Origin of the sequence: Brevibacillus formosus, assembly GCF_003013405.1 — a bacterium.
Taxonomy (GTDB): Bacteria; Bacillota; Bacilli; order Brevibacillales; family Brevibacillaceae; genus Brevibacillus; species Brevibacillus formosus.
In genome coordinates, this window is sequence record NZ_PXZL01000004.1 from 146,219 (window position 1) to 159,608 (window position 13,390).

At 45.6% G+C, this 13,390-nt stretch carries 9 protein-coding genes, 1 pseudogene and 1 CRISPR repeat array (1 of these 11 only partly in view); all 10 genes and pseudogenes read right to left on the reverse strand.

What is annotated here, in order from left to right:
* A CRISPR array of direct repeats spans positions 1-1,833; the repeat unit is 32 nt; unit sequence GTTTCAATCCACACTCGCGCGTAGCGAGTGAC (it extends 182 nt beyond the left edge of the window).
* 171 nt (positions 1,834-2,004) lie between these two features.
* Positions 2,005-2,295 carry a CRISPR-associated endonuclease Cas2 gene (cas2, locus tag C7R91_RS05305; protein ID WP_047071600.1) on the reverse strand — a complete coding sequence of 97 codons (291 nt, stop codon included), beginning with the start codon at positions 2,293-2,295 and terminating at the stop codon, positions 2,005-2,007.
* Positions 2,296-2,308: 13 nt separating this feature from the next.
* A pseudogene (cas1c, locus tag C7R91_RS05310) lies at positions 2,309-3,339 on the reverse strand (type I-C CRISPR-associated endonuclease Cas1c).
* Positions 3,336-4,019, reverse strand: a complete 684-nt coding sequence (cas4, locus tag C7R91_RS05315) for a CRISPR-associated protein Cas4 (RefSeq protein WP_047071599.1) — start codon at positions 4,017-4,019, stop codon at positions 3,336-3,338. Before cas4 ends, cas1c begins: the two are co-directional and overlap by 4 nt.
* Before the next feature lie 18 nt (positions 4,020-4,037).
* Entirely contained in the window at positions 4,038-4,919 is an 882-nt protein-coding gene (gene cas7c / locus C7R91_RS05320; RefSeq protein ID WP_047071597.1) for a type I-C CRISPR-associated protein Cas7/Csd2, read from the reverse strand.
* A 30-nt stretch (positions 4,920-4,949) separates the two neighbouring features.
* A complete protein-coding gene (gene cas8c, locus C7R91_RS05325) occupies positions 4,950-6,746 on the reverse strand; it encodes a type I-C CRISPR-associated protein Cas8c/Csd1 (RefSeq protein ID WP_047071596.1) in 1,797 nt (598 codons plus the stop codon).
* A 4-nt stretch (positions 6,747-6,750) separates the two neighbouring features.
* Entirely contained in the window at positions 6,751-7,392 is a 642-nt protein-coding gene (gene cas5c, locus C7R91_RS05330) for a type I-C CRISPR-associated protein Cas5c (protein WP_047071590.1), read from the reverse strand.
* A gap of 15 nt (positions 7,393-7,407) precedes the next feature.
* Positions 7,408-9,660, reverse strand: coding sequence for a CRISPR-associated helicase/endonuclease Cas3 (locus tag C7R91_RS05335; protein WP_047071588.1), 2,253 nt, complete (start codon positions 9,658-9,660; stop codon positions 7,408-7,410).
* 181 nt (positions 9,661-9,841) lie between these two features.
* Positions 9,842-10,933, reverse strand: coding sequence for a YheC/YheD family endospore coat-associated protein (locus C7R91_RS05340; protein WP_047071587.1), 1,092 nt, complete (start codon positions 10,931-10,933; stop codon positions 9,842-9,844).
* Between the two features lie 117 nt (positions 10,934-11,050).
* Positions 11,051-12,244, reverse strand: coding sequence for a M20 metallopeptidase family protein (locus C7R91_RS05345; protein WP_047071586.1), 1,194 nt, complete (start codon positions 12,242-12,244; stop codon positions 11,051-11,053).
* A 75-nt stretch (positions 12,245-12,319) separates the two neighbouring features.
* Positions 12,320-13,318 carry a histidinol phosphate phosphatase domain-containing protein gene (locus C7R91_RS05350; protein ID WP_047071585.1) on the reverse strand — a complete coding sequence of 333 codons (999 nt, stop codon included), beginning with the start codon at positions 13,316-13,318 and terminating at the stop codon, positions 12,320-12,322.
* Between the last annotated feature and the right edge of the window lie 72 nt (positions 13,319-13,390).

Sequence of the window (13,390 nt, forward strand, 5' to 3'; positions counted from 1 at the left end):
AATGACCATTTGTCGTTTCAATCCACACTCGCGCATAGCGAGTGACAATGTCAAAAAAGTGCCATATGAAATCCTTTCACTGTTTCAATCCACACTCGCGCGTAGCGAGTGACAATCGGAGATTTACTCCATGCCTACCGACAACGGGTTTCAATCCACACTCGCGCGTAGCGAGTGACATTAACACCTTGATAAGAAAGTACGTTCTCTTTTGTTTCAATCCACACTCGCGCGTAGCGAGTGACGGTCTTGTTTCTGAGCGGCAAGTGTTTCGGAAAAAGTTTCAATCCACACTCGCGCGTAGCGAGTGACAATGAGCTATTAAGCTGAGTCGCTCCTTTGAGGGTTTCAATCCACACTCGCGCGTAGCGAGTGACGGACATGATTCTGTTTAGCGTTATTGTTGGATTAGAGTTTCAATCCACACTCGCGCGTAGCGAGTGACTTTTACGCATCGAATCTGCCTCCTCCCCTACCTTGTTTCAATCCACACTCGCGCGTAGCGAGTGACTTCATGCGATTCCCTCCCTAGTGCGATATGATGAGTTTCAATCCACACTCGCGCGTAGCGAGTGACAAACCGTCGCGAGAAATGTTGAATCTCATTTTTGTTTCAATCCACACTCGCGCGTAGCGAGTGACCTAAGGGGTGTTTCATATGTTTAGGTCTGTTGTGTTTCAATCCACACTCGCGCGTAGCGAGTGACCTTTTGCGCATAATCAATTACAGGCATACCCGACAGTTTCAATCCACACTCGCGCGTAGCGAGTGACGACGCTGCGATCGAACAACGCGATCTTGTTTTTCGGGTTTCAATCCACACTCGCGCGTAGCGAGTGACGAGCAATCTGGATCAGGAGTGGAAGCATCTTGAAGTTTCAATCCACACTCGCGCGTAGCGAGTGACGGACAAGGACTAATAATTTCATACGCTAACGTGTGTTTCAATCCACACTCGCGCGTAGCGAGTGACTCATATCATGACCTCACATTCAAATTGTTATATGTTTCAATCCACACTCGCGCGTAGCGAGTGACTTGGTGCTACTAACATTTCGTCTTTGCCTTTGAGTTTCAATCCACACTCGCGCGTAGCGAGTGACGCGCTCCTCACGAAGAAAAAGACCGCCAAAAAGGTTTCAATCCACACTCGCGCGTAGCGAGTGACCAATTCTCGCTTGTCTGTCCGCGATTAGGTTATCGTTTCAATCCACACTCGCGCGTAGCGAGTGACTGTGCAAGCGCCACGCCAAGGTCGTTCACGATTCGTTTCAATCCACACTCGCGCGTAGCGAGTGACCGGGCTCTCCGAACAACAAGAGCGCGATATCATCGTTTCAATCCACACTCGCGCGTAGCGAGTGACTGGGAGGACGATGAATGACGTACGCACCAACGCTAGTTTCAATCCACACTCGCGCGTAGCGAGTGACGCGGGAAGCAAGTAGCTGCTGAGATTATCAAGAGTTTCAATCCACACTCGCGCGTAGCGAGTGACCTGCGTCGCCAAGTTCTTTACGGACCCGAGCGAGTTTCAATCCACACTCGCGCGTAGCGAGTGACAACTCCGTTTGAAAGAGTTGTCGCGTGAAATGAATGTTTCAATCCACACTCGCGCGTAGCGAGTGACGTGCGAAGGCCGCTTCTTCCTCTTGCAACAGGTCGAGTTTCAATCCACACTCGCGCGTAGCGAGTGACGCAAACAACCACATTGACGGAGAACCTACGTTAATGTTTCAATCCACACTCGCGCGTAGCGAGTGACCGTTCTTTCGCCTCCTGGAGTCTTTCGCAAAATACGTTTCAATCCACACTCGCGCGTAGCGAGTGACTGCACAACCAATAAATGCTTACCACACTTGTGTTTTTTCTATTGAATCCGCGAACCTAATAAATATGCGCTTACATATCTTCAAATTTTCAAGCTCATCCTATCGTAAAACTGGTGGGATCACGTTTGCGAACCACACTGGGATCAAATGTTCACTTGGGGTTCGCAGTCCTTAAATCATAATAAAGCCCTCTGGATCGTAATTTTGATTTGCACCAATATGCTCTACTTTGCCTTTCCATTTTGCTCCCAAATGATAAAATCGCAAACTATCTGTTGCAGGATCAATAGTTCTTTGCAATTCAAATTGTAATTCTGTGAATTGTTGAGGATCGATCAGACATTCAAAGACAGAATTTTGTACCCGTTGTCCATAATTTTCGCACAAACGAGCAACTTGGCGTAGCCTTTTCTGACCCGATGCTGTCTTTGTACTCACATCATAGGTTATTAGGACCATCATGAATCATCACCTACTACTTCCAAAAAAACGGAGGATAATCATCCAAATCACCTCGTAAATATCTGGCTAATAACATTGCTTGAGAATACGGCAATAGTCCTATCGGAATCCTCTCTTCAAAAAAAGGATGACGTATCTCATCTCTTTTACGCTGTTGCCATTCAGTCAGGACGGTTTTTCGCGCATCATCGGTTAAAAGAATAGCTCCTGATTCCTTTTCAATGAAGCTGTCAGGTGACAATTGCTGCCGATTAATTAGCGTTAAGGCTATTCGATCAGCCAAATATACCCGAAATTCCTCCATAAGGTCTAAGGCTAAACTATTTCTTCCTGAGCGATCTCGATGTAAAAAACCAACTTGGGGGTCTAACCCTACTGATTCAATAGCATGTGTTACATCATTGGCAAGTAACGTGTACAAGAATGAAAGTAACGCATTCATCCGATCAGTTGGCGGTCTCTTTACTCGGCCCGGAAACGGGAAGAACTCTTTATTTACCAGAACCTGTTCTGAAATGATTGAGAAATAATCTCGAGCCGCAAGCCCCTCAGCTCCACGTAATTGATCAAGCGTTTTACTTTTCCTGACCTCTTTCATTTGTCGTTCAAGGCTACCGATTACCGCTGTACATTTTTCCTTGTCTATACGATCCGGGTAATCTCGTAACGTCCTCTGAATAGATGTTTTTGCATTTGCTATTTTCGCGTACAAGAAACGTTGGGCCAGCAATAACGTTTTGTCATCCTGATCACTCCATCGATACTGTGTACGTCGCAAGTGTACATTACCTTTTGTTTCTCCTGTCACACGAGCTTTAAACTGACCATAAGGTGTCAAAAATACAAGAGAGACATTGTTATCCATGCAAAGTTGCATCGCATCTGGACTAACCCCTTGTATCCGAATACGATAACAGATTCCAGATTTAAAATCGGCACTTGTAGCTCTTTCACACCATTTGCCCGTACAACCAGTGTTTCACCTTTTGCGCCGATACTCGCATCCTGCAAAGTCACGTATAATGTGTTTAATAGACGTCTTATTTTTCATCCCCTCCAATGTGCTGGCTGATATAGGCAGCGGCTGATTTTGCCCCAGAAGTACTTAACTTTGGTTGACAAATGGTTAAAAGCGAGCACTGTTGGCAGTGTTTCTTGTACACAGCGCGAGGCGTAATCGTTTTATCGAAATAATGGCGCATTTCCGTAACGAGCTCCTCTACACGTTGACGATGCTGGTTAGTTAGCTCGATACTCTCTCTTCTTCGTTTCTCCGCGTAATAAATATTTCCAACTGGAATCTTTACATGAAGCATTTCTTCCAAACAGATCGCTTGCGCACATAATTGGACAATATCCCAATCCTCAGACTTGGGCTTACCTCTTTTATATTCAATGGGAACAACTTTCCAATATCCTTCTCGTCCGTCTAATACAACAGTCTCTTCTGATTCCTCATTGACACGCCTGAACTCTACCATATCCGCGATGCCTCGGATTTTCAATTGCTCCGACAGGACTGGCATAGAACGGACAATCCGTAAGTTCCCTCTCGTTTCGTCAAAGCCATCCTCATCGACGCGTCGATGTACATGTTGTCCTTGTGTAGTCAATACATTTTCCTGCCATTGCTGTTCAATGTGAATCAATGCCCATTGCCGCTGACAAAAAGCAAAATGTTGTATACCGGAAATCATTAAGAAATCGTCTTCAGCCTTCCACATTTACCTTACCCCAGCAATCTACAGCTTTTCGTCAATCGTTACTCCAGAAGGAGCTTGTCCGATTACAACCTCATAATCGTCAAAAGAACGGGCAAGATCAACGCCAGGTTTGCGAGAAACCTTCACCAATTGAAACAGTTTGTGTGCCGGAGCATTTCCTAAAGCAGTCGCATGTTCAAAGACAATCAGCTTTTGCGCTGCCATTTTGCCCCTGGAGGCAGATCGATCATGATCAAACATATTCACAAGCGCGATCCACAGTTCATTTAAATCTTCCTCGGTAAAATTGGTCTGATTTGCCAATGGCGCAGATACATACCCTTCCATACGATAAAGCCCATAGGGAACGATGCTCTTCCTTCCCATCGTGCGCTCTTTATCCGCATCTTTTTCGTTTGTGACAGCCATCCGGGTAATTGTTACTTCTTGCGGAGAAATTGGATCGATGCTTTTCGAAAAACTAAACTGGACAGGTCCACGTACTTGGCCGCAGTTCACTCCTGTAGTCATAACGGCTCCAAACGTTCGGATATCATAATATTTGTCGCACATCCAACGTGTAAGTGTAAGCTGGTCACTCTTTTTCTTCGCTTCCATTTTATCTTGTTTATTTTCTTTCAACTCGATATCCGGATTGTTTAAAAATGCTTCTTTATTTAAATTGTTTAATACGGCTGATTCCTTTACATAAATTTCAAATGACGGTTCTCCACCTTTGGCTAACTCTATATAATTTCTGACTTTTCTTTTCAAACACACATCCGTGACCAGACCGCAACCCGTTTCAGCATCCAACCGCGGCATATTCCCAGCATCTGGATCACCATTTGGATTCCCATTCTCAACATCAAACAGCAATACAAATTCATAGCGTTTTGTCAGTGCTTTTTTTTCAGTCATTTTATCGTCCTACTTTCCTTATATTTAGGATTATTGATCTGCTTTTGCGGTGTACATTTCTTGTCGTTGATGATAATAACCAAGCGCAAACATTCCTTGTTCCTCGAGTGTCAATCGCTTCGGAAATTGTTCAGGTAATGCGTTCATTACTTCTGCAATGCGCTGGTCATTATTTCTCCCCCATTTTTCGTCTTTGGTTATATGGTGCTGAGACAATTTAAGTAATCGCGGAAAAACGTTTGCCGGGGTAGCTGTTGCTGCTCCCCAATATCGGTCACGAATGGTAGCATTGATCCCCTGCCCCAAAGCACTCACCTGTGTTTTCTCCAGACATGCGAATAACCTGCCCAAATGATATGGGACACTCGTTGATTGTGGATTCAGAGTCATTGTCAGTTCCCCTTCCCAATTAATTTTACGAGCGCGATAATAGCGAATTAAGTACGCCTTGATCATGGCTGCGCGAACAGTACCAATTTTGTATAATCCTTTTTTGGGATCATCGGATTCGGAACGAATACGATTCATTAATTGAGCAAATATTGATCGTGAATAAGGTTGACCAAGGATAATCGCTCGAAACATTTGGCCTTCCATGTTTGGAGGAATATTACCCCACTCGTGACCGACAGCAATTTCTCTTAGAAGTTCTTTAATAGTTGGACTACGATCTAATCCATCAATGGACAAATCATGATAATGCCGCCACATTCTTTCACCAATTTCCCCAAGAGATCCTGTGTACCAAAAACGAACCGATAATCTGGCCGCATTTGGAGAAAGTCCTAACACATAAAAAGTCGTGTTTACATCTAGATCATGAAATGTATCTCGAAATTGTTGACCTTGTCGTATTCGAACAACTGCGCTTTTTACCCTTTCCCTGATACTTTCTTCATCTGTTTGTGAATGGTCTGCTTTCTCTTTGAATTCCTGAAATAAACTGGATAGCAAATCCTGCTCATTCATTTTTGCTGATTCCGTCCAAAAGACAACTGTCGTATCATTGATCCGGACTTTATGGTTTGGGTCTGCCAAAAATCGATTGAGCACATATCCGTATGCGTCTGCTGCCTTTTGAGAGGTAGGGGCGTTATATGATTGTTCTCGTCCAAAGGAGCAAAATGACGGAATATTGAATGAAACAATGGCTGCACCAGACGATTGAGCACCTGTAACGTTTTTTATGCTTGGGTGAAGGCGAGCAATTTGGTCTGTAGAAATTTGTTCTCCAGTCAGTAAACACATCTGAATTCTTGCACTATCGTCATTTGCGCGCAACCGTTTGTAATAGTTTTCCCACGCCTGTTGAATCACTGGATCATCGTGAAAGAATTTCCCCGTTGGAGCAAACTTCAACACACACAAGCCGCCAGTCTTCAAAGAATCTTGTAATTCCAGGTCAGATATTAGCTGAAGTTGCTCCACTAGTTGTTCGGTAGATAGTTCCAAAAAAGCATGCAATGCTAGAACCTCATCTGATTGTGTCCCAGCATTCACCAATACTTCACTCCATAATTGCCTCAGGCCATCCCGACACACTTCCCGTAAAGATATAGCAGAGCCAAACAAATACTCAGCCTTCTCACACAAAAAGTAGGGATTTACTCCAGAGCCAGACCTTTTATCCTGTTTTGGTACGTTGTATATCTGTTTGTCTAGCTTCCCTTTTTCATTTACATATGGAATGATCGAAACAAAATGCCCCCGCTCGTCCAACTGAATCTCGAATGATACAGCCGCAGACGTATACTCATCTTGCGGCATACTGTCTCCTTCTCTTTCCAGCAGCAATTGATAATATCGATGCAACGCCTGTAAGATCATCGAATCACCTCTCTTCCAATTTCGGTACTTCAATGACACTGTCTACCATACGTGCACGGAAGAAATGCGGAACTACTTCTTTTGTCACTCCTTTTGTATCAACGTGAAAGACTTGGTCGAGCAACATATATCCCAAGTCTTTCACACCTGGATGCACATTTTCGTATGAAACCAGACCGCCTTCCAACAATTCAAAATGTGCCTGAAATTCCCTGCATCCTAAATAGGGACGGTGGAAACATTGTCCTTGTCTCGCCCTTCGCAAGAAAACGTTATAATGTTTTTCTGGTGTATCTTCTGCACCTCTTTGCTCCGTCATTTCAAAGTGAGCTTCGATAATGTACTCCACATTCTTCAATACCATGGAAGCACGCTGTTGACGCTCTTCTGTTACATAGATGGACGCTTTTTTTACAGAAGCTTTCGACTCAACTTCATTCCTGCGAATATTTTCAAAACAGATTGGATTAACCACATGAATGCGATCAATTACCCAACGAATCGCCGGCTTCCAGTGAATCGCTTCCAAAATTCCACGAGCAGCAGAGGGCGTTATCACGTCATAACTTACACGCTCCACCTTCATCTCCGGACGCGTAAAGCATGCGTACTCTCCCCAAACCCGTAATCTTATGCCATAGCCCATTGAATCCACTCCTAACTAAAATAGCAAGACGTCCATTTCTGGTTCATCAGTGGCTGCCAGCAGTCCCGTCTGGGGATGGTAATACCCATTTTCTAACAGAACCAAAACACCTTCCACGTTCATAAGCAATTGTTTGTTTAGGAACTCTCTGTATTCATGTTGATAAATTTGAACCGTATAAGACTGTAATTGACGCATCACCTGCAACGGATAGGGACTAGTCCTTAACTGCTCAATCAATTGCAGAGCATGGGAATCATAAGGAACGACTATTGCTTTCATTTGTCCGTCAATGAACGTAAAATCTTCTGCAATGTTCTCGAATGGAATTTCCAAATTGGTATTTTTACTTCTCAGCAACTGTATAATGTGTTTCGAATCCGTTACCTGCTCCACTCTACCATCACATATTCCGTGAATTCGTTCAAAATAATTCCGGATACTGGATAAAGACAGTGGTGATCCCTTATGGAATTTGATCGTATTCTGTGCTTCTGTTACCGTTTCTTTCAGCCATCCTCTTGACGGCATGCCGTGTTTTTCAGGATAAAATACGATTACTCTTCCAGACTCACGACGACCTTCTCGATTACAGCGACCAGCCGCCTGCGCAATGGAATCCAATCCAGCATAGGCACGTAGTACTTTAGGAAAATCAAGATCGACTCCCGCCTCTATCAACTGTGTGGATACTAATCGACAAGGCTCCTGATTTTTCAAGCGTTCAGAGACTTCTGCAATGAGTGCGGAACGATGTCTTGCACAAAGTCTCCCGCTCAAATGATAGAGTCCTTCTACATTGCGTTCCGATAGTTGTTCAAACAATACCTTGGCATGTTTGCGCGTATTCACTATACAAAGTGCTTGCTCTGCTTCTAACATCCACTCTACAATTTTGCCATCAGAAGTCACCTGATTATCGCTACCGCTTACTTCAACCTCAACGCGTTTAAATACTTCCACTAACTCAGCAGGTGTTGGCGTATCCATTATTTCTGTTGCTTGTATTCCTAACCCAGACCAAGAAGGCTGAGTGGCTGTACAGAGAACTACAGAACAACCATACACCGCTATCAATTCTTGTAAAGCCTTCATGCAAGGCCTCATGTAACCCCGTGGGAGACTCTGAGCTTCATCAATGATAATTACAGAGTCCGCGATATTGTGAAGTTTTCGCAACTTACTGCGTTTATTGGAAAACAGTGATTCAAAAAATTGTACAGAAGTGGTTACAACGACAGGTGCATCCCAATTTTCCGAACTAATTTTCAATCTCTGTGCTTCATCTCTTCCATAGTTTTCCTCATATTCTTCTTGGTTAAAGTTGCTATGATGCTCCAACACAGAATCCTTGCCAAGAACTGTTCGAAATTGCTCTGCGTTTTGTTCAATGATACTTGTAAAGGGGATAACGTATATGATTCTACGCTTGTCGTATGTAACCGCATGCCGCAGAGCGAAGGCAAGTGATGATAGCGTTTTACCGCCTCCTGTGGGGACCGTTAGTGAAAATAATTTTGGGACAGTTTCTGCCTGACGCGTACATGTAGCTAATATTCGCTGTCTCATTTGGTTGATTCTTGTATTCTGGATATTTTGAAGTTTTTCGGACATATATTTTTCAAATCTTCCGTTCATCTCGGTCATAGAAATTGCTTTTCTCATACTAAGCAATTCACGGTCTTCCGGATTACAGTAGTCTCTGGTGTCAATCGAATCGGCGTCAACTAAACAAGAATAAAGCATTCTTCCTAAAAAACTGTAATTCCATGCCAAATCCTCTTTACTCCACCCGGAAACAAGATTAACTTTTTCATTAGACCAATCCCGCGCATTAATTTTTATTTCCCTCCATGAGCAAGACCAGTCCGGAATCGTCTCTATTCCCAAACGGTACTTTAAGGTTCCTGCTTCATCCATTGTCCCATAGTTTTGTAATCCACCATGATGTCCAGCAATAATATGTGCGAGTAACCTAGCCATCCAATGATCAAATTTGGTCTCCCCCAAATAACTGCGTATCACTCCACTCTGTACAATCCATTTCGCTCCTGCTGTTGAATGATCGACCCGAATATTGGCACCACGAATACGTTTTTGAAACTCAGATGAGTATTTACCAATGTCATGCAATATTCCGACTAGATAGCCCAAATACCCTGCACCAAAAACTTCGGCTGCATGCATACTTTTCTCAGCAACACCTTCAAGATGGACCTTCAACAATTGAAATTGTTGATCATCTCTAGAGTGAGCGTAGAATTTCACTAAAATCGCTCCTTTAAAACCATGAAATATGCTATACCAGTAACAACCGCACTTTTCCCTTATTTTCCCTATTTTTCTACATTATCAACTAGCAATGTAAAAGAGTCAAACTAGGAAAGTGACAGCAGATTGAATTGAAATGAATAACCTCAAAAAAGAGCCTTCCTCAACGGAAGACCCCTTAGTCGGTCAGATTGCTCTTATTAACAAGATACAACGCATACTCCAACGGCCGACGAACCGCCATCGCATATCGCTCGTACTGACGCATCTGCTTGAAAATTTCTCTGCCTGGCTTCGGATTGATTTCGATAATCCAAACCTTCCCGTTAACATCAATTCCCAGGTCAAAGCCAAACTCCATCATCAGACCGAAATGTTCTTCAATGCGTGTGACAGTCTTGATCGCGAGCTCCTTGCATTCCAGCACAATCCGCTCTGCCATTTCTTGACCAAATCGTTTGACCAAAAAGGAAACAGCAGGCAAAGCGGTTCCCCCTCCATGCAAATTCGAGGTGGAAGATTGTATCGGCCCAACGCGAATACCCATCCCGGTCAAACACCACTGACCCTTCCCGTTCTTTTGCACAAGCATGCGAGCATCTACTGTTCGCTTGGGAACCAGTGACAACCGTAGCCCCTGCTGAAGAAAAAACTGCTCGTTTCCGCTCTTCTCATTCTTCATCCAATGCTCCAGCCGCTCGCACACCTCTGTGAGCGTCGCCAGTTTTTCGCAGCTTTTGGCTTGCTGCTTGGTCCTGCCATGCAAAAGGTAGCGACCTGCTCGTTTCTCCACACGCAGTATGCTTCTGCCACCTGTGCCGTTTGTCGGCTTGAGATAAACCAGACGATGATCGGCAAGCATCGCAGCAAGCGTTTTTCTGTCGTAGGGGAGTGTTTCGGGAAGCCAGCGCTGTAGCTCTGGATCTTGTATCAAAATCTGGTGTACGACATATTTGTTCGAGAAACGGTTATTCGCATAACGAAACCAGTTTTGCTTACGAAATGGCAAATAGGCACGGTGCTTGGGCAATGGATAATAGCGATAACGATCGATGACGATATCGGGCCAGGCAAAACGCTCTCGTCTCCACTTCGTGCCATCTGGTACATAACCGTTGATCCGCTTTTCTGCAAAACGGACATCTTGTGGGCTAAATAAAAAAACCTCTGCCCCCATTTCTCTTCCTTCCTTAACCAGCCTTCGCAAATAGCCCGGCTCGACAAAGCCTGATTCTCCTCGGTAGGTCAGTACGCCTATCCGTTTTCTCACCGAAAGGCCACTCCCTCCCTTGTTCGATTTTCTAGCTAGCCTCGTATAGCTTATGGTTGAAAGCAAAAAAAGCGCCTTTGTCCTATGTAGGCAAAAGCGCATCTTTCATGGGTTTTCTTATCGTTGATGTGTTTCCAAATAGTGCAGTGCTGTTCGTCCCAAGAGCTCGCCTGCGATCAGCATGGCATCCTCGTCGATATCAAAGCGGGGATGATGGTGAGGATATGTCGCCAGTTTTTCTGGATTGCCTGCCCCTACAAACAAATAAGCACCCGGCACTTTTTCCAAGTAGTACGAAAAGTCCTCGCCACCCATCAACGGCTTCATCGATTCCACACGACCAGCTCCAAATGCGGCAATGGCTGCTTCCTGTGCGATCATTGTTTCTTTTTCATGGTTAATGACGGCTGGATACCCTCGATCGTAGACAACCGTAGCGCTGCCTCCCATCATGGCAGCTGTCCCCTCCGCAATTTCTGTCAGGCGCTGCTCCGCACGATCGCGGACGTCTGGCAAAAAGGTGCGGACAGTCCCTGTCAACCGACAGCTATCTGCGATGATATTCGTACTGTCTCCGCCGTGGAACGTCCCCACGGTCACGACTACACTCTCCAACGGGCTGACGTTGCGGCTGGCAATCGTTTGCAGATGCCCGACAATTTGGGAACCGATCACAATGGAGTCGACGGTTTCTTCTGGAACAGCACCGTGTCCCCCTCTTCCTTTGATCTCGATGGAAAAGTCGTCCGTATTCGCCATCAGCGGACCTGCGCTAATGTACACCTTCCCCACAGGGAACATCGACCAGAGATGAACGCCAAAGATCGCATCGACGCCATCTACAGCACCATCCTGAACCATTTGGGTAGCTCCGCCCGGATTTTCCTCTTCCGCATGCTGAAAGATAAAGCGAATTTCCCCGGCAAACTGCTCGCGATGTGCTGCCAAAACAGAGGCAAGTCCTAATAGCTGGGAAGTGTGCGCATCATGTCCACAAGCATGCATGACGCCAGGTACAGTGGATTTATACGGCACTTCTTTTTGATCTTGAATCGGCAGCGCGTCAAAATCCGCCCGCAACGCGACGACCTTACCCGGGCGCCCTCCGCGCAAAACGCCGATGACTCCCCTACCGCCAACTCCTGTACGAACCTCATCGAAGCGAAGTCCTCTCAATATTTCGGCAATAAGAGCTGGGGTCTTCTCCTCTTGAAAAGAAAGCTCGGGATGCTGGTGCAGATGACGCCTCCAGCTAATCATTTGCGGCTCCATCTCTTTGAGCAGCTCTTTTAATTGTTCCTGCAAGCCCATTGTTCTTACTCCTCCCCCTTGATTCACCATTCTTGTCCCATCATAGCAGAATCATGGGTCAAATGGGGAGCTTGATTAATCCAGAGCGAGCATGCTCCGTTTTCGCTTTTCATAAACCGCAAAGCTCGTATAGCCTACCCGTTTCAACTGGGCTCGAGCCTCGTCCAGCTGCTGACCGACTTGATCAGGCGCAGTAGCGCTAGATGCCAAGGTGATGGGCACTTCATTCTGGAACAAAATCTCCAGAAAACGATAGCTGGGCGAAAATTCACGGAGTTGACTCGCCAGACCGTAGCCTGTATTGATTTCCGTCGCAATCCCCATGCGCCCAAGCGCCCGGGCCACACGCTGATAATACGGCAATAGTGCAGTTTCATCCGGTCGTACACCAAACGCTTTGATGCCATCGATATGGGCGATGACATCGAATAATTGCGATTCGATCGCCTGCTCCAGCTTATCAAAATAAAGGCTGTACAATCCGATTAGCTCCTGCCTTCCAAAGCGTTCTCGTGCATCCTGGATCGGATAGCCCCAGCCTTCCAGAAAATGCACGGCTCCTATGCACACATCCCAAGGATATTGATTGATGACATGCCGGAGTGTTTCTTCTCCACCTGAAAAATAATCCAGTTCAATCCCGACACGAAGCTCAATTCCATCCTCCGCCCAACGAAGCCGCTCTTTTTGCAGGAAAACAACAAAGCTGTCCAGTGAATCGTTTGCGACCTGACTCAGCCACTTTCGCTGCGCGGTCCCCAAACGATCAGAGCCGATGTGCACATGCTGTTCGTAGTACGACCGATACTCAAGAAAACGGTATAAGTGCTCGACCACGCAAACTTGCTGAATCCCAGCCTGCTTGGCACGCAATCGATACAATTCAAGCCAATCCCGTGAATACGGGCCTTGTTGTAGGCGCTCTGCCAACCCATTGGTCAGCATACTTGCCCATTTTCGGCTCCCCTTCACTTCGGCATGCTCCACGAGGGGGCGCAATGATTCCGCTTGCTTGAGCAACCAGTCCAGCGAATACGGCCCTTCCTCCAGATGGACGTGAAAATCTACCTTCACCCGATCACCTCCTTGGGTTCGTCCCTGCTATTTTCTATCGTTATATATGCGTTTGGTTCCATACATATGTCG

Excerpts from the sequence above, each read along its gene's own strand:
- cas5c (WP_047071590.1), bottom strand. The coding sequence starts at position 7,392 with ATGGGCTATGGCATAAGATTACGGGTTTGGGGAGAGTACGCATGCTTT.
- cas8c (WP_047071596.1), bottom strand. The coding sequence starts at position 6,746 with ATGATCTTACAGGCGTTGCATCGATATTATCAATTGCTGCTGGAAAGA.
- cas2 (WP_047071600.1), bottom strand. The coding sequence starts at position 2,295 with ATGATGGTCCTAATAACCTATGATGTGAGTACAAAGACAGCATCGGGT.
- cas7c (WP_047071597.1), bottom strand. The coding sequence starts at position 4,919 with ATGACTGAAAAAAAAGCACTGACAAAACGCTATGAATTTGTATTGCTG.
- C7R91_RS05345 (WP_047071586.1), bottom strand. The coding sequence starts at position 12,244 with ATGGGCTTGCAGGAACAATTAAAAGAGCTGCTCAAAGAGATGGAGCCG.
- cas4 (WP_047071599.1), bottom strand. The coding sequence starts at position 4,019 with ATGTGGAAGGCTGAAGACGATTTCTTAATGATTTCCGGTATACAACAT.